The following is a 15,029-nucleotide window of genomic DNA, read 5'->3' as shown; positions in this document are numbered from 1 at the left end:
CGCGGCCGGCCCCTACTCGAACCGCACCGATACCTGCCCCAGATCGCCGAAATCGGCCTCCATGTGGTCCCCGCTGCCGATCGGCAGCGGCGCATGACAGGTGCCGGTCGTGACCACCTGCCCTGCCCGCGCGGGCACGCCAAGCGCGCTGAGCTCGTTGACCAGCCAGGCCAGCGCCACGCGCGGATCACCAAGCACGTTGCGGCCGTGGCCGATGAAGGTCTCGCCACGCAGCGCGATGCGCGGCCGCTCCGCGATCAGGTCGCGGCTGCGCCAGTCGGCGGTGGTGGCCTCGCCCAGCACGAACAGATGCGCGCAGGCATTGTCGGCGATCAGTTGCGCCTCGCCGGCGCTGACGAAGTCGGCGAACCGCGAATCCGGGATCTCGATCGCGGGATGCAGGGTGTCGACCGCGGCCAGCACCTCTGCGACATCATAGGGTGTCGGCCGCGGCAGCAGGTCCGCTCCCAGGCGGAACGCGAACTCCGGCTCCGCGACCCGCATCGCGTTACCGGCCATCGCTGCGGTGCCACCCGCCGGCAACACCGTCTCGGCCAGGATCCGCCCGGCCATCGGACCGGCGACATTGATATGGCGCTGGCCGGCCTCGCTGGTCGCCGCAATTTTCCAGCCGAATAGTGGCTTGGGCGAGTGGCGCTCGAGCTCGGCCTGGATGGCATAGCCCTCGGCGCGGTCCCTTGGACGCAGCTCCGGCGGCAGCGCTGCGAGCTTCCGGCCTTCGTTCCAATGCTGACGCAGAAGGCCCGCGGCGCTGGCTGGCTCATCCGGTGCGCGCATGCCGTCCTCCCCTTCTCTTGTTATTGGATGACGATCCTGGTGCGCGGGCCGATCCTTTGCAACAGACGCAGCATCGCCGGGCGGGTCATGGCCACGCAGCCTGCGGTCGGGCGGAAGTTCGGTCGCGCCAGATGCAGGAACACGGCACTGCCGCGGCCCGCGATCCGCGGCCGCGTGTTGTGGTCGATCTCGATGATGAAATCGTACAGATGGTCCTGGCGCGCCAGCCGGTCTCCGGGCCGGTCGCCGCGCAGCCGGATCGCCTGGTTGTAATGCCGGTCGGCCGGGTCCTCGCACCAGGCATCCTCCGGACCGATCGGCCGAACCGGCAGGACCGTGTGTGGGCGGGGGTGACGGTCGGCCCGCCACCACAGCCGCCGCGGCCGGAACACGCCTCGTGGCGTACCACCATCGCCTTCGCGCTTGTTGGCCAGGATGCCGCCGCGGCCGAGCGCCACCGGGATGACCTGGCCCCAGACCTGGAGCCAGCCGCGCTGCCGCGACCCGGCTTTGGTGCGAATCGAGATCCGCGATGCTGGCATGCCAAGCTTTACCTTCGATAACGACATGAAACAACGTGCCTTTTCATTGCCATGGATTGCCCGGTAATTGCCTTAATGTCGGCAAATGGTCCGCCGCGAGGGTCGAACAGGACAATCATCTCAATCCCTGCTCAATTCTGGAGTAGAGTCCCGGGCGCTTGTGAATCGGTAACAGCCCCCTACTTCAAGACGGAACAGGGCTGATGAGCCTGTTTGCCCACCGTTTGACGGCGCCACCCATCCGATCCCGCCGGCGCCACCTAGAGGATTGTACAATGGCCAATGCCCGCAAGATCCTGATCGTGGATGACGACACCGATCTGCGCGATGCCCTGATGGAGCAGCTCTCGCTGCATGACGAGTTCGAAGCCCAGGCCGTCGATACCGGCGCCAAAGGCGCCACCGCCGCAAAGGCCAATTCACCCGACCTGGTTCTGATGGACGTTGGCCTGCCCGACACCGATGGCCGCGAAGTGGTGCGGTCCCTGCGCAAGGGCGGCTTCAAGGCGCCGATCATCATGCTGACCGGGCACGATACCGATTCCGATACGATTCTCGGGCTCGAATCCGGCGCCAACGACTATGTCGCCAAGCCCTTCCGCTTCGCCGTGCTGCTGGCCCGCATCCGCGCCCAGCTTCGCCAGCACGAGGCCAGCGAGGACGCGGTGTTCTCGGTCGGCCCCTACAGCTTCCGGCCGGGCTCGAAGATGCTGACGGGCGCCAACGCCCGCAAGGTCCGTCTGACGGAGAAGGAAACGGCGATCCTGCGCTTCCTGTATCGCGCCGGCCAGCAGCCGGTGTCCCGCGAGACCCTGCTCCAGGAGGTCTGGGGCTACAATTCTGGCGTCACCACCCACACGCTGGAAACGCACATTTACCGTCTGCGGCAGAAGATCGAGAAAGATGCCGCGAATCCAGAGATTCTGGTGACGGAGGCCGGTGGCTACAAGTTGGTACCGTGATAGGTTCGGGGATGGCGGTTTCGCCATTTATGATATTGGTTCCATTCCGCCTTCCCCGGGCCCTTGATGTCGATCGAAGACGATATTGCGCTGCTGGAGCGCGTCCCAACATTGCGCCTGCTGGGAACCGACTCGCTTCGCATGATCGCCATCGGCTCCGAGCAGCGTAACATCCAGAGCGGCGAGACCCTGTTCCGCGAAGGTGACACCGCCGATTGCGGCTATGTCGTCCAGCGTGGGTCATTGCGCATCAGCGACGAGGTCGGTGCCGAGATCGTCGCCACGCCGACCATGCTGATCGGCGAGCTGGCGCTGCTGGTCGAGATGCGGCGCCCGGCGACCGCGACGGCCCTGGAATATTCGACCGTGGTGCGGATTTCGCGCAGCCTGTTTCAGCGTGTGCTCGAGAGCGACGCCATGGCTGCGCGCCGGCTGCGCGACGAGTTCGCCCACCGCGCCAGCCGAATCGCCAATGACATCATGGCGGCCGGGACCAAGCTGACGTCGTGATCTTCTTGTCCGGGCGGGTCAGCTTCGCTTTCGCTACGACACGTCCAGCGTCACCGTGACCGGCACATGATCCGACGGCCGCTCCCAGCTGCGGGCGTCGCGCAGGATCCTGAAGTCGCTGACCCGGTCCTTCAGTGCGCGTGACACCCAGATGTGGTCGAGCCTTCGGCCGCGATCACCGACGGTCCAGTCGGCGGCACGGTAGCTCCACCAGGTGTAGACCTTCTCCGACATCGGGATGCGCTCGCGGGCGACGTCGACCCATTCGCCATGGGCCTGCGCCGCCAACAGCTTCTCGCATTCGACCGGCGTGTGCGACACCACCTTCAGGAGCTGCTTGTGCGACCAGACATCGTGTTCATGCGGCGCGACGTTGAGATCGCCGACCAGGATGTGCCGGTCGTCGCCGCGCGGATGCAGCGGCTCGCACGCCTTCATCTCGTCGAGGAATTGCAGCTTGTGCTCGAATTTCGGGTTGAGCGCGGGGTCGGGAATGTCGCCGCCTGCGGGCACGTAGAAATTGTGCAGCACCAGCGGCTGCGCGAGCTGCGCCTTCTCGCCGAACGCCACCGTGATGTGGCGCGAATCCACCTTGTCGCAGAAGGTGCGGACGTTGGTCTCCTCGAACGGCCATTTCGAGATCACGGCGACGCCGTGATAGCCCTTCTGCCCGTTCAGCGCGACGTGCTCATAGCCGAGCCGCTTGAAACGCTTCAGCGGGAAAGCGTCGTCGATGCACTTGGTCTCCTGCAGGCACAGCACATCGGGCCTGACCTGCTTGATGAGCTTGGCGACGAGGTCGATGCGCAGGCGCACCGAATTGATGTTCCAGGTGGTCAGGACGAGACGCATGAGACCCGCGTCATATCATGAAATGCGTCGATGTCGGCGATTCCGCTCCGCTTCTGACGCATCGGAATGACCGCGTTGGCTGGCCTTATCCCCAGCCATGTGGGACGGTGCCCGATCAGCGCCGTTTGCTCTCGATGACGTCCCATACGCGGGCGGCGATGTCGGGGCCCCCGAGCCGCGAGATCGCGCGGATGCCGGTCGGCGAGGTCACGTTGATCTCGGTGAGGTTGCCATCGATGACGTCGATGCCGACCAGCAGCAGGCCGCGCGCGCGCAATTGCGGACCCAGCGTGTCGCAGATCTCGCGCTCACGGGCGCTGAGATCGGTGGCCTGCGCGGCGCCGCCGCGCACCATGTTGGAGCGCAGATCGTCCGCCGCCGGCACGCGGTTGACGGCGCCGGCGAACTCGCCGTCGACCAGGATGATGCGTTTGTCGCCATGCTTCACCTCGGGGAGGAAGCGCTGGATCACCCAGGGCTCCTTGAACGTCACCGAGAACATGTCGAACAGCGAGCCGAAATTCATGTCCTGCGGCATGACGCGGAACACCGCCGCGCCGCCATGGCCATGCAGCGGCTTCATCACGACAGCGCCGTGCTGATCGCGGAAGGCGTTGATCTCGTCGAGATCGCGCGAGATCAAGGTCGGCGGCATCAATTGCGGGAAGTTCATCACGAACAGCTTTTCCGGCGCGTTGCGCACGCTGGCGGGATCGTTGATCACGAGCGTCTTCGGATGGATGCGCTCGAGGAAATGCGTCGAGGTGATGTAGGCGAGATCGAACGGCGGATCCTGGCGCAGCAGCACGACGTCGAACGAGGTCAGCGCCGTCGGCTTGGGCTCGCCGAGCGTGAAGTGGTCGCCGACCAGGTCGCGCACGGTCAGCGCCTGCACCGGCGCGTACAGCTCCTCGCCGCGCAGCGACAGCTTGTCCGGCGTGTAGTAGCACAGGCCATGTCCGCGCCGCTGTGCTTCGAGCAGCATCGCAAAGGTCGAGTCGCCGCGGATGTTGATGCGCGCGATCGGATCCATCTGGACGGCGACATTCAGTTTCATGGGCAGGTCCCTGCTCTCTGCAGTCAGTTCATGTCAGGTGCTGGCGTCGAAGGCCGCCATCAGATGGCGCGGCAGGCTGCGCGGCGCAACCAGAATCGCATCGAAGCGCAGCTCGAATTCGGCATGGTCCGGATGCGCCATCAACCAGGCCTGCGCGGCATCGATGATGCGCTGCTGCTGGCGAGGCGTCACGGCATAGGCCGCATCGTCGAGCGAGGCGCGCGCCTTGACCTCGACGAAGGCGACCAGGCTGCGCTTGCGCACTATGATGTCGATCTCGCCATGGGGCGTGCGGAAGCGTTTGGCGAGGATGCGGTAGCCCTTGGCGATCAGCAGTGCTGCGGCACGGGCTTCCGCCGACAATCCAGTGCGGAAGGCGGCGACGCGCTCGGGTGCCGCCGTCTTCGCCGGCTTGTCTGGGGAGGCACGCTCAGTCTTTGCCATCGGCCTCCCCCGACCGCGCGCCCTTCGAGAGCTCGAGCGCGCGCGCATACACCTCGCGTCGCGGCCGGCGCGACAGCTCGACGGCATGCATTACGGCGTCCTTGACGCTCGATCGCTGCAACAGATCCCTGAGCACGGCGTCCAGCGCGTCCTGGGTCAGCACCTCGGCATCGCGCGGCGGCGGACCGATCACCAGCACGAATTCGCCGCGCGTTTCGAGATCGCCGGCCCGTGCAGCGAGATCGCCGATTGCCCCGCGCAGCACCTCCTCGTGCAGCTTGGTGAGCTCGCGGCAGATCGCGGCCTGACGCCCAGCCATGGCATCGGCGAGATCGGCCAGCGTCTCCTGCACCCGGCTGCCCGCCTCGAACAGAACCAGCGTCGCCTCGATCCGCGCGAGCTCCGACAGCCGCGTGCGCCGCGCCTGCTGCTTGGCCGGCAGGAATCCCTCGAAGAAGAAGCGGTCGGTCGGCAACGCCGCCACGCTCAGCGCCGCGAGCACGGCGGAAGGTCCCGGCAGCGCGGTGACGGCGTGTCCGGCCTCACAGGCCTCGCGCACCAGCTTGTAGCCGGGATCGGAGATCAGCGGCGTGCCGGCGTCCGACACCAGCGCGATGGCTGCGCCTTGGGCCAGACGTTGCAGGATCCGCGGCCTGACCGCTTCGGCATTGTGCTCATGATAGGCTGCGAGTTCCGCGCCCAGGCCGTAGCGCTCGGTCAGGCGCCGCGTGATTCGCGTGTCCTCGCAGAAGATGATGTCGGCGCCGGCGAGGGTTTCCAGTGCACGCAGCGTGATGTCGCCGAGATTGCCGATCGGCGTTGCCACCAGATGCAATCCAGGCCGTGCCTTGGGCGCCACGACGATTTGACCCGCCACCAGGTAGGTCGACGTGGTGGAAGATTTGCCGTCGTCTGGCGACGTCTTGGGGATTGCCTTCGCGCCCATCGAGGTAATTTAAAGGGCATGCCGCGGGATTGCCACAGGGGAACAGCCGCGCAGCAATTTTGAAGTTCCGATCGGCATTGGGCGCGTGGCCGTTCATCGAACCTTCAAGTCCGAAACTGCACGTCAATGGGGATGTGTACGAGCAGGGGATAGGCCGTGCAAAACGTCGAATTGATCGGCTCTGTGGCGGTGACAGCCTTTTGTTTTGCTTAACTATTCGTCGACAATATGAGTGAATCAGCACGGCTTGGCGGACGTGCGTTTGGGGAACTTCTGGCCGGTCTTGGCCGAACGAAGAGATGCCATGGTGGGCCCGCGTCATCCCAACTCTCTCGGTCCGGGACCCCATGGGGTCGCCCGGCGAACGGCGCTGGGCCTGATCGTCGGCGCGCCGCTGCTGTCGGCGTGCTCCAACGTCCAGCAGGGCTTCAATCCGTTCGAGCAGCCGACGGCGCCGGCGGGACCGCCGCAGCAGCCGGCGGTTGCCGGTAACGGCCAGGTGAAGGTCGGTCTGATTCTGCCACTGTCGGCGTCGGGCAATGCCGGCGTGGCTGCGCAATCGATGAAGAACGCGGCCGAGATGGCGCTCGCCGAGTTTCAGAACCCCAACATCCAGCTCCTGATCAAGGACGACGCCGGCAGCCCGCAAGGGGCGCAGCAGGGCGCGCAACAGGCCTGCGACGAAGGCGCCGAGATCATTCTCGGTCCGCTGTTCGCGGGCTCGGTACCGGCGACCGCCCAGGTGGCGCGCGCGCGCAACATCTCGGTCATCGCCTTCTCGACCGATTCGAGCGTGGCGGGGCGCGGCGTCTATCTGCTCAGCTTCCTGCCGGAGTCCGACGCCAGCCGCATCGTCGAATATTCCGCCAGCGTCGGCAAACGCTCGTTCGCGGCGCTGCTGCCCGACAATGCCTATGGAACCGTCGTCGAGGGTGCGTTCAAGACCGCGGTCAGCCGCCGCGGCGGACGCATCGTGGCGTTCGAGAAATATTCCGGCGACCGCGCCGGGTCTGCGCGCACGGTGGCGCAGGCGCTCGGCGGCGCCGATGCGCTGCTGCTGGCCGACGACGGCGAATCGGTCGCGGCAACCGCCGATGCGCTGACCGCGGCCGGCGCCAATCTGCGCAACATTCAGTTGCTCGGCACCGGGTTGTGGGACAATCCGCGCGTCTATGCCAGCGCCAGCCTGCAGGGTGGCCTCTATGCTGCGCCGGATCCCTCCGGCTTCCGCGCCTTCGCCGGTCGCTACCGGACGCGGTTCGGCGGCGATCCCGTGCGCACGGCAACCCTCGCCTACGATGCGGTGGCGCTCGTGGCCGCGTTGGCGCGCACCCAGGGCAACCAGCGCTTCGCGCCCGATGTCCTGACCAATGCATCGGGCTTTGCCGGCATCGATGGGCTGTTCCGGTTCCGCAGCGACGGCACCAATGAGCGCGGGCTTGCCGTGATGCGCGTCGGTTCGGGTGGCGGACAAACGGTCGCCGGCGCGCCGAAGAGCTTCAGCGCGACGTGAGTCGCAGCATCCTTCAGGCGGCGAGATCGGCGACGACCGCGTCGAGCACCGGAAAGCCATCCTGAGTCACGCGCAGCCGTCCATCCGGATCGACCGCGATGGCGCCCTCCTCGCGCAGCAGCGCGATGCGGCGCGGATCGAGCGCACGGCCGGAGATCGCGGCATACCGCCTGGGGTCGATGCCTTCGGCCAAACGCAGCCCCATCAGCAGGAATTCGTCGGCGCGCTCCTCGCGGTTGAGCTCGTCGTCGGTCATCACACCATGACCGTTGGACTCCACCCGCATCAGCCAGGCCTCCGGCCGCTTGTCGGTCGCGGTCGCATGCCTGATGCCGCCGATGTCGAGACGACCATGGGCGCCGGGGCCGATGCCGGCATATTCGTGGCCGCGCCAATAGATCAGATTGTGCCGGCACTCCGCGCCCGCGCGGGCATGATTGGAGATCTCATAGGCCGGCAGTCCGTGACGGCCACAGATCTCCTGCGTGACGTCGTACAAGGTGCGGGCCAGGCCTTCATCCGGCGTCTTCAGCTTGCCTGCGGCGTGCAGGCCGAAGAACGGCGTGCCTTCCTCGATCGTCAGTTGATACAGCGACAGGTGCTCAGCCGCCTCACCGATCGCGCGCGTCAGCTCCTCGGTCCACATCGCCGGCGTCTGGTCGGGCCGGGCGTAGATCAGATCGAACGAATAACGCTCGAACGCATTGCGCGCGATCGCCACCGCCTTCATCGCCTCCTCGGCGGTGTGCAGGCGTCCCAGCATCTTGAGCGACGCATCGTCCATCGCCTGGACGCCGAGCGAGACCCGGTTGACGCCGGCGGCGCGATAGCCGGCAAAGCGTGTCGCCTCGACGCTGGTCGGATTGGCTTCGAGCGACACCTCGACATCGCCAGCGACGTGCCAGTGCTTGCCGATCGCGTCGAGAATGGCGCCGACCGTCTGCGGCTGCATCAGCGACGGCGTGCCGCCGCCGAGAAAAATCGACGTGACGGTGCGCGGCCCGATGCGGGCGGCCGTGGTCGCGATCTCCTGCGCAAAGGCGCGGGCGAAGCGGTCCTGATCGATGGCGGCATGCCGGACATGGCTGTTGAAGTCGCAATACGGACATTTCGACAGGCAGAACGGCCAGTGCACATAGACGCCGAACGCTTCGCTGTCAGCGCTGGTCAAGGCAGATCTCCGCGAGCTTCACGAAGGCGCGCGCCCGGTGCGACAGGCCGAGCCCGAGCGGCGGCAGGCCATGCTTCTCGATGCTGGTCATCTCGCCGAAGGTCCGGTCGTGGCCCTCGGGCAGGAACATCGGGTCGTAGCCGAAGCCCGCCGTGCCGCGCGGCGGCCAGACCAGGGTGCCGTCGACCCGCGCCTCGACCTCCTCGACATGACCGTCCGGCCACGCCACGCACAGCGCCGAGACGAAATGCGCGGTGCGCTTGTCGGCACTCATCGCGCCCCGCTCCTGCAGCAGGCGCTCGATCCGCGCCATCGCGCTGGTGAAATCCTTGTCCGGTCCGGCCCAGCGCGCCGAATAGATCCCCGGCGCCCCATCGAGCGCATGAACCACGATACCGGAATCGTCGGCAAAGGCAGGAAGCTGCGCGGCCTTGGCCGCGGCGACCGCCTTGATGCGGGCGTTGGCCTGGAAGGTCTCGCCGGTCTCGTCCGGCTCGTCCAGGCCGAGATCGCCGGCCGACACCGCCTCGACGCCATGGGGGGCGAGCAGCTCGCGCATCTCGGCAAGCTTGCCGGGATTGTGGGTCGCGATGACGAGGCGCCCCGTGAGCTTGCGATGACCGCTACTCACGCGACCGCCATCTTCTGCAGGTCGACCAGTCGCGCCACGCCCTTGCGGGCCAGTGCCATCAGCGCCAGGAGCTCGGCCTCGGTGAACGGCGTCTTCTCCGCCGTGCCCTGCACCTCGATGATGCGGCCGTCGCCGGTCATGACGAAATTGGCGTCGGTCTCCGCCTCGGAATCCTCGGCGTAGTCGAGATCCAGCACCGGCGTGCCGTTGTAGATGCCGCAGGAGATCGCGGCGACGTTGGCGCGCAGCACCTCGGTCTTGATCATGTTGCGCGACTTCATCCACTTGATGCAGTCAGCCAGCGCCACCCAGGCGCCGGTGATCGACGCCGTGCGCGTGCCGCCGTCGGCCTGCAGCACGTCGCAATCGACCGTGATCTGGCGCTCGCCGAGCGCTTCCAGGTCGATCGCGGTGCGCAGCGAGCGACCGATCAGACGCTGGATCTCGACGGTGCGACCGGTCTGCTTGCCGGCGGAGGCCTCGCGCCGGGTCCGTTCCAGCGTGGCGCGCGGCAGCATGCCGTATTCAGCCGTGATCCAGCCGCGCCCCTGGCCCTTGAGCCAGGGCGGCAGCCGGTCCTCCAGCGTGGCGGTGACCAGCACATGGGTGTCGCCGAACTTCACCAGGCAGGAGCCCTCGGCGTATTTGACGACGCCGCGTTCCAGGCTCACGGCCCGCAGTTCATCCGGTGCACGGCGGCTCGGCCGCATGATTCTCTCCGTGAAAGCGCGCGAAAGACCGACTTTGACCGGCCTTGTAGGAGCCGCGACCGGCAGCGGCAAGGGCTTATCAAGGGATTATCATGGCCTCGTCGCGCCCGAGAGCACGCGACGACCGGCTTGCCACCGAGCCGCCGCATGGACACATTATAGGCAGCTGCGAGGAGAGCATCTGGTGGCCCACCACGATCCGATCAACCTGATGACACCGCCGGCCGGTCTGGCGCAGCTCAACGAGCGCTCGCGCGAGATCTTCCGGCAGATCGTCGAAAGCTATCTGGCGACCGGCGAGCCGGTCGGCTCGCGCAACATTTCGCGGCTGATCGCGGTTCCGCTGTCGCCGGCCTCGGTGCGCAACGTCATGGCCGATCTCGAGCAGCTCGGCCTGATCTACGCGCCGCACACCTCGGCCGGCCGGCTGCCGACCGAGGCCGGCCTGCGTTTCTTCGTGGACGCCCTGATGCAGGTCGGCGACATGACCGAGGCTGAGCAGCAATCGATCCAGAGCCAGCTCGCCGCGGTCGGGCGGGCGCAATCGGTCGAGGCCGCTCTGGACGAGGCGCTGACCCGGCTGTCGGGTCTGACCCGTGCCGCTGCCGTGGTGCTGACCGCAAAATCCAACACCCGGCTGAAGCACATCGAGTTCGTGCGGCTCGAGCCCGAGCGTGCGCTGGTCGTGCTGGTGGGCGAGGACGGGCAGGTCGAGAACCGGGTTCTGGTTCTGCCGCCGGGCGTGCCGTCCTCGGCGCTGACCGAGGCGTCGAATTTCCTCAATGCCCGCATCAGAGGCCGGACGCTGGCGGAAGCACGGCTCGAGCTCGAGACGGCGCTGGCGCATGATCGCGCCGAGCTCGACCTGCTGACGCAGAAGGTGATCGCCGCCGGTGTCGCGAGCTGGTCCGGAGGGGACAGCGACGAGCGGCAGCTCATCGTGCGCGGCCACGCCAACCTGCTCGAGGACCTGCATGCGCTCGAAGATCTCGAGCGCGTGCGGCGGCTGTTCGACGATCTCGAGACCAAGCGCGGCGTCGTCGATCTGCTTGGACGGGCAGAGAACGCGGAAGGTGTCCGCATCTTCATCGGCTCGGAGAACAAGCTGTTCTCGCTGTCGGGCTCGTCGACGATCGTATCGCCCTATTCCGACGCCACGGGTCGCATCGTCGGCGTGCTTGGCGTCATCGGTCCGACCCGGCTCAACTATGCCCGGGTGATCCCGACGGTCGATTATGCCGCGCGTCTGGTCAGCCGGCTGCTGGGTGGCTGACGCGTGACATGATTAACCCGCGGACAGCGCCTCCGGGCGCGATGGTCAGGCTGCGCTTGATTTTCGACGCTCAAAGCACGATATCCCGCCCCATACCCCCAAAACCCGTCAGCCGAACTTGCGAGTCTGTCCATGACCGATCCCGACCTGCATAAGAATGATCCGGAAAACCCGGCGCAGGCCAGCGACCCCGTCGTCTCCAAGCCCTACATCATGCCCGACGACCCTGAGACCGGCTCGGCCGAGGCCCTTGCCAAGGAGGCGGCCGACGCGCGCGACAAGATGCTGCGCACGCTGGCGGAGATGGAGAACCTGCGCAAGCGGACGGCCCGTGAAGTCGCCGATGCACGCATGTACGGCATTACCGGTTTCGCGCGCGACGTGCTCGACATCGCCGACAATCTGCAGCGCGCGCTCGATGCCGTGCCGGCCGAGACACGCGCCAATGCCGATGCAGGCCTCAAATCGTTGATCGAGGGCGTCGAGCTCACCGAGCGCTCGCTGCTCAACACGCTGGAGAAGAACGGCGTCAAGAAGTTCGATCCGACGGGACAGAAGTTCGACCCCAACTTCCAGCAGGCGATGTACGAGGTCCCGGATTCGTCGGTGCCGTCGGGCACCGTGGTGCAGGTCGTGCAGGCCGGCTTCATGATCGGCGAGCGCATCCTGCGTCCCGCGCTGGTCGGCGTGTCCAAGGGTGGCGCGAAGGCGGCGCCCGCGCCGAGCAACGATCAGTCGAACAGCGCCGCGTGACGGCGAGCATAGGCAGGTCTTCTCCTGCCGTCCTGTCAGTCCAACGAAGAAGCCACGGGCGGTGATGCCCGTGGCTTCTTGTTTGTCGGCGCGAGTTTGTAGTTCGTGTCGCGGCAAATGGACCGCGGCCGATGAGACCGCGGCGTCCGGATACCGAGTTGGGCTCAGCCTCTCGGCTGGATGCCGTCGCGGACGGCGCGGAAGCGCGGGAAGGCTACCGACCACTGATCGCGCGGCGCGCTGCCGATGATCCGCAGTGTATTCGGCCCGCCGAAGCGCAGCCATTGCACCACGGTCACCGGCGTATTGTCCTTGCCGCTGGTGGCTTCGAGCCGGGTCTCGTAGGCCGGCTGGCCGTCGATGCGGATCGGCTCGGACATCGTGATGCGCGCTTCGCGGACGCCCGGAATGGTGGTGGCCGCCTGCTGGGCGACACGCGCGCGGTCGCCCGCCTCCGGGGCCACCCCGGCCACGAGCCCGATCACCACGAAGGGCGCGGCTTCGAAGCCCTTGTCCTCTTCGCCGTCGGCCAGGATCAAGGCACCCGGCCCGAGCGTGCGGATGGTCTTGAACCCGGAGAGCTCGGTCACCTTGAACGGCATCATCGCGAGCTGCTCGTCGACGGGAACGTCCTTGCGGACGACGGCGGAGGCGAACATCTGACGCACGGCATCGTCGGTGTAGATCCGGCTCGCGGTCTCCGGGATCTGCACGGCCACGTAGCCGGAGAAGCCGTTGCCGGGCAGGATCATCGAGTAGCGCCGCACCGGCGTGGCGCCATCCCGACCGTTCTCAACCGTGTAGTAGGCGGTGCCGGCGGCGGTCTCGATGCTCTCCGGCTTGACGCTGCCGGTCCCGGCGGGATTGGCGGTAAACGCATTCTTCACCTCGCCATAGGCGGCCGCCGGCAGTTCGGTCAGCAGCACCTTGACGCTCTGGTCCTCGGTTTCGAAGCCGGAAAACGTCTTGGCCTTGGCGAGCCCCACCAGCGGCGCGAGCCCGATGCGGACGCCGGGCGGAAATATGGCTTCGGCGGCCATGGCGGAGTGCAGCAGCGACATCAGCAGGGTAGCCGCGGCGAAGAATCGAACGATCATCATCAAACATTGCCTCGTTGACCGAGGCCTCGCGCCGAGGCGGTCGGGGGTCCTCGCCAGCGTGGTCTTCGGCGGCACGCTTTTAGCGGCTTTGCGCCCCCCGCAACAGGCCGGGCGCGCGGTTTTGATCGCCTGCGGCGATCAGCGCGCCCTGCGGGTCGCATTTCCCAGGTCATTTCGCCTCGAAAGGCGGGCTGATGACGGTGCCGTGCTAGCCGCGCTTCAGGATTTCGACGCCATCGACGGTCTGCACCAGCACATAGGGCGCGAGCAGAGCCCTGATCTCGGGGTCGGAACGCGCCCAGTCGCCCCAGTCGCTGTTCTGATTGTCGATCAGGACGACGTCGGGCGGTTGCCTCCGGAAGTCGGCGATGATCCCGGCGCGTTCACGTTCCACATAGGGCGCGAGCCTCTGCGCAGTTTGTGAATCGATGGTTCCGTCTTGTTGCGACCGGCGAACGATTTCCCGGACCCAGAACGCCTCCTGGCGCGAGATCCAGGTGCCATCAAGGGTCCGCACCATGGGGTGCCCGATGACCGCCGCCGCGCTGAGCACCAGCATGCTCGGGCGCGGCCCGAGCCGGGCCACCTGGGCTTCGATCTGCTGGACGTCGACACTACCATTGAACCAGAAGCAGGTCTGCACGAAGAGCACGGCGCCGGCGAGAGCGGTGGCGACACGCGGCCAGCGTCGCGCGTCGCGGCTGGCGTCGATCGCCGACACGGCAAGGCCGGCGGCAAGCAGCGCCAGCGCCACCATCGGATAGGCATGGTAGCCCCAGCCCTTTTGCTGCGCGACGAATGACACCAGGAACCCGAGTGATGCGGCCAATGTGGTGAACGATGCGGCGTCGCGCTCGTGCTGCGTGCGCTGAAGAATGAGGATGATGACTGCTGCAGCCAGCCACAGGCCCATCGGCAGGGTCACGAGGATGGTCGGCACGGGCGCCTTCAGAAGCAGATAGACGTCGCGGACCAGCGGATAGATGACCGTGAAATATTCGGGAAAGAACAGGTAGATGCACGCCGCGTTGATCAGCACCAGGGCCGCGGCGATCCAGTTCTCCAGCGCGAACAGCACGCGCCAGTCGCGCGCCTGAGCCGCGGCGGCGAGTATGCAGAAGCCGACGCTGAAGGCGAAATAAGGCTTGAAGCTCATCGTGAGGCCGGCACTGAGCCCGGCGATGAGCATGGCCGCCGGGGCCACCCGCTCGCGCCTGGCGCGCAGGATGTACACCGCGATCGCCGGCAATATCGTGATCAGGGCCAGATGTTCCCGCTGGCCGAAATCATACATCGGCGCGATCAGAAGCAGGGCGGTCGTCCACGCCGCCAGCCTGCCGTCGGCGAGGCGATGGCGCAGGGCCGATGTCCGCAGCACCAGCCATACCAGCGTCAGGGATGCCGCGGTCAGCACGAAGATCAGGATATTCGTCGCTAGCTCGGGCCTGAGATGGATCGCACGCGCCAGCGCGACGGCCAGCAGATAGACCGACCCAGCCATCGGCGGGTTGGTCTCGAGGATGTCGACGTAGAGCCGCTGTCCATCGAGCATGCGCTCGCCGACGAGGAGCCACCAGCTGACATCGACATTGAGGGGAAGGACGTACCGCAGCCACGCCGCTGCAACCACGATGGCGCAGATCAGCAGTCCCGGGAACGTGGCTTGGCCGGCTTCGCGCGCGCGCTGCGGAAAGCTCCAATCGGAGTCGATGACCATGCCTCATTCCCGTCCCAGGAGTGCGGCAGGCTAGGGCCCGTGGGTTAACA

Annotated in this window: 16 protein-coding genes; 5 read left to right on the top strand and 11 right to left on the bottom strand. The window is 66.8% G+C overall.

Annotation, left to right across the window (positions count from 1 at the left end; genetic code table 11):
- Nucleotides 1–12 precede the first annotated feature (12 nt).
- Together QX126_RS27330 and QX126_RS27325 are read right to left on the bottom strand one after the other, a co-directional pair.
- Complete coding sequence (locus QX126_RS27330; RefSeq protein WP_315784986.1) at nucleotides 13–798, bottom strand: hydratase; 786 nt, start codon at nucleotides 796–798, stop codon at nucleotides 13–15.
- Between the two features lie 20 nt (nucleotides 799–818).
- Complete coding sequence (locus QX126_RS27325; RefSeq protein ID WP_315770623.1) at nucleotides 819–1,340, bottom strand: L,D-transpeptidase; 522 nt, start codon at nucleotides 1,338–1,340, stop codon at nucleotides 819–821.
- A gap of 275 nt (nucleotides 1,341–1,615) precedes the next feature.
- Here QX126_RS27325 and QX126_RS27320 point away from each other — a divergent pair, with 275 nt between their 5' ends.
- Nucleotides 1,616–2,302 carry a response regulator transcription factor gene (locus QX126_RS27320; protein WP_315716813.1) on the top strand — a complete coding sequence of 229 codons (687 nt, stop codon included), beginning with the start codon at nucleotides 1,616–1,618 and terminating at the stop codon, nucleotides 2,300–2,302.
- 66 nt (nucleotides 2,303–2,368) lie between these two features.
- Complete coding sequence (locus QX126_RS27315; protein WP_315784983.1) at nucleotides 2,369–2,812, top strand: cyclic nucleotide-binding domain-containing protein; 444 nt, start codon at nucleotides 2,369–2,371, stop codon at nucleotides 2,810–2,812.
- Between the two features lie 33 nt (nucleotides 2,813–2,845).
- Here the strand turns inward: QX126_RS27315 and QX126_RS27310 are convergent, their stop codons facing one another.
- The 4 genes from QX126_RS27310 to rsmI form a co-directional block, all read right to left on the bottom strand.
- A complete protein-coding gene (locus QX126_RS27310) occupies nucleotides 2,846–3,664 on the bottom strand; it encodes an exodeoxyribonuclease III (RefSeq protein ID WP_315784980.1) in 819 nt (272 codons plus the stop codon).
- A gap of 115 nt (nucleotides 3,665–3,779) precedes the next feature.
- Nucleotides 3,780–4,721: a glutathione synthase gene (gshB, locus tag QX126_RS27305; protein WP_315784977.1), complete on the bottom strand. Its 942-nt coding sequence runs from the start codon at nucleotides 4,719–4,721 to the stop codon at nucleotides 3,780–3,782.
- A 33-nt stretch (nucleotides 4,722–4,754) separates the two neighbouring features.
- On the bottom strand, nucleotides 4,755–5,165 hold the full coding sequence (locus QX126_RS27300; protein WP_315740399.1) for a YraN family protein: 411 nt from the start codon (nucleotides 5,163–5,165) through the stop codon (nucleotides 4,755–4,757).
- On the bottom strand, nucleotides 5,152–6,111 hold the full coding sequence (gene rsmI, locus QX126_RS27295; protein ID WP_315770628.1) for a 16S rRNA (cytidine(1402)-2'-O)-methyltransferase: 960 nt from the start codon (nucleotides 6,109–6,111) through the stop codon (nucleotides 5,152–5,154). The genes QX126_RS27300 and rsmI overlap by 14 nt, the downstream gene beginning before the upstream one ends.
- 304 nt (nucleotides 6,112–6,415) lie before the next feature.
- On the opposite strand from rsmI, the gene QX126_RS27290 reads away from it, so the two are divergent.
- Nucleotides 6,416–7,624 (top strand): penicillin-binding protein activator, encoded by a 1,209-nt coding sequence (locus tag QX126_RS27290; RefSeq protein ID WP_315784974.1) that lies wholly within the window; start codon nucleotides 6,416–6,418, stop codon nucleotides 7,622–7,624.
- 13 nt (nucleotides 7,625–7,637) lie between these two features.
- Here the strand turns inward: QX126_RS27290 and hemW are convergent, their stop codons facing one another.
- The 3 genes from hemW to rph are packed head-to-tail and all read right to left on the bottom strand — an operon-like array spanning nucleotide 7,638 to nucleotide 10,136.
- Nucleotides 7,638–8,795 carry a radical SAM family heme chaperone HemW gene (gene hemW / locus QX126_RS27285; protein ID WP_315784971.1) on the bottom strand — a complete coding sequence of 386 codons (1,158 nt, stop codon included), beginning with the start codon at nucleotides 8,793–8,795 and terminating at the stop codon, nucleotides 7,638–7,640.
- Nucleotides 8,782–9,426 carry an RdgB/HAM1 family non-canonical purine NTP pyrophosphatase gene (gene rdgB, locus QX126_RS27280; protein ID WP_315784968.1) on the bottom strand — a complete coding sequence of 215 codons (645 nt, stop codon included), beginning with the start codon at nucleotides 9,424–9,426 and terminating at the stop codon, nucleotides 8,782–8,784. Before rdgB ends, hemW begins: the two co-directional genes overlap by 14 nt.
- Nucleotides 9,423–10,136, bottom strand: a complete 714-nt coding sequence (gene rph, locus QX126_RS27275) for a ribonuclease PH (RefSeq protein ID WP_315759102.1) — start codon at nucleotides 10,134–10,136, stop codon at nucleotides 9,423–9,425. Before rph ends, rdgB begins: the two co-directional genes overlap by 4 nt.
- Nucleotides 10,137–10,320: 184 nt before the next feature.
- Between rph and hrcA the strand changes: the two genes are divergently transcribed.
- Both hrcA and grpE read left to right on the top strand, forming a co-directional pair.
- Nucleotides 10,321–11,409, top strand: coding sequence for a heat-inducible transcriptional repressor HrcA (gene hrcA, locus QX126_RS27270; protein ID WP_315784965.1), 1,089 nt, complete (start codon nucleotides 10,321–10,323; stop codon nucleotides 11,407–11,409).
- 132 nt (nucleotides 11,410–11,541) lie between these two features.
- A complete protein-coding gene (gene grpE, locus QX126_RS27265) occupies nucleotides 11,542–12,162 on the top strand; it encodes a nucleotide exchange factor GrpE (RefSeq protein WP_315740392.1) in 621 nt (206 codons plus the stop codon).
- A gap of 164 nt (nucleotides 12,163–12,326) precedes the next feature.
- On the opposite strand, the gene QX126_RS27260 is transcribed toward grpE, so the two are convergent.
- Together QX126_RS27260 and QX126_RS27255 are read right to left on the bottom strand one after the other, a co-directional pair.
- Nucleotides 12,327–13,262 (bottom strand): hypothetical protein, encoded by a 936-nt coding sequence (locus QX126_RS27260; RefSeq protein WP_315778145.1) that lies wholly within the window; start codon nucleotides 13,260–13,262, stop codon nucleotides 12,327–12,329.
- A gap of 208 nt (nucleotides 13,263–13,470) precedes the next feature.
- Entirely contained in the window at nucleotides 13,471–14,979 is a 1,509-nt protein-coding gene (locus tag QX126_RS27255; RefSeq protein ID WP_315784961.1) for a hypothetical protein, read from the bottom strand.
- Nucleotides 14,980–15,029: the final 50 nt, after the last annotated feature.

Source organism: Bradyrhizobium sp. SZCCHNPS1003 (assembly GCF_032381555.1).
GTDB lineage: Bacteria > Pseudomonadota > Alphaproteobacteria > Rhizobiales > Xanthobacteraceae > Bradyrhizobium.
Note: the sequence above shows the minus strand (reverse complement) of the source record. Positions and strands in the feature narration are given on the sequence as shown.

What these genes read in the sequence shown, in the direction of transcription:
- QX126_RS27330 (WP_315784986.1), bottom strand. Translation starts at nt 798, where the DNA reads ATGCGCGCACCGGATGAGCCAGCCAGCGCCGCGGGCCTTCTGCGTCAG.
- QX126_RS27325 (WP_315770623.1), bottom strand. Translation starts at nt 1,340, where the DNA reads ATGCCAGCATCGCGGATCTCGATTCGCACCAAAGCCGGGTCGCGGCAG.
- QX126_RS27320 (WP_315716813.1), top strand. Translation starts at nt 1,616, where the DNA reads ATGGCCAATGCCCGCAAGATCCTGATCGTGGATGACGACACCGATCTG.
- QX126_RS27315 (WP_315784983.1), top strand. Translation starts at nt 2,369, where the DNA reads ATGTCGATCGAAGACGATATTGCGCTGCTGGAGCGCGTCCCAACATTG.
- QX126_RS27310 (WP_315784980.1), bottom strand. Translation starts at nt 3,664, where the DNA reads ATGCGTCTCGTCCTGACCACCTGGAACATCAATTCGGTGCGCCTGCGC.
- gshB (WP_315784977.1), bottom strand. Translation starts at nt 4,721, where the DNA reads ATGAAACTGAATGTCGCCGTCCAGATGGATCCGATCGCGCGCATCAAC.
- QX126_RS27300 (WP_315740399.1), bottom strand. Translation starts at nt 5,165, where the DNA reads ATGGCAAAGACTGAGCGTGCCTCCCCAGACAAGCCGGCGAAGACGGCG.
- rsmI (WP_315770628.1), bottom strand. Translation starts at nt 6,111, where the DNA reads ATGGGCGCGAAGGCAATCCCCAAGACGTCGCCAGACGACGGCAAATCT.
- QX126_RS27290 (WP_315784974.1), top strand. Translation starts at nt 6,416, where the DNA reads ATGGTGGGCCCGCGTCATCCCAACTCTCTCGGTCCGGGACCCCATGGG.
- rph (WP_315759102.1), bottom strand. Translation starts at nt 10,136, where the DNA reads ATGCGGCCGAGCCGCCGTGCACCGGATGAACTGCGGGCCGTGAGCCTG.
- grpE (WP_315740392.1), top strand. Translation starts at nt 11,542, where the DNA reads ATGACCGATCCCGACCTGCATAAGAATGATCCGGAAAACCCGGCGCAG.
- QX126_RS27260 (WP_315778145.1), bottom strand. Translation starts at nt 13,262, where the DNA reads ATGATGATCGTTCGATTCTTCGCCGCGGCTACCCTGCTGATGTCGCTG.
- QX126_RS27255 (WP_315784961.1), bottom strand. Translation starts at nt 14,979, where the DNA reads ATGGTCATCGACTCCGATTGGAGCTTTCCGCAGCGCGCGCGCGAAGCC.